The organism is Bartonella sp. AA2SXKL, assembly GCF_042197205.1.
Lineage (GTDB): Bacteria > Pseudomonadota > Alphaproteobacteria > Rhizobiales > Rhizobiaceae > Bartonella.
Window position 1 is genome coordinate 317 of sequence record NZ_JBHIRN010000281.1, and the last position, 235, is coordinate 551.

Annotated in this window: 1 pseudogene; it reads right to left on the reverse strand. The window is 34.5% G+C overall.

Annotated features, from left to right (window positions below):
• Nucleotides 1-196, reverse strand: a pseudogene (locus tag ACFINS_RS11255) (Bcr/CflA family drug resistance efflux transporter); the annotation flags it as partial.
• Nucleotides 197-235 lie beyond the last annotated feature (39 nt).

Here is a 235-nt window from a genome sequence, read left to right on the forward strand (position 1 = left end):
GTGGCCCATAGATTAGCTGTCCGATAGCCAATGCAAATAGAAAAACTGCCACCGCACTTTGAATCTGAGATTCAGTAACTTGATAGTATTGGCGCATTTCTCCAAGTGCTGGCAGAAAAATATCTGTAGAAATCAGACCTCCTGTCGATAAAAAAACAATAAGTATAATGAATGGTAATGTATATTTATGTTGCATGAACAAAGGCACACTTTATAATTTAAAAATAAATGTTAT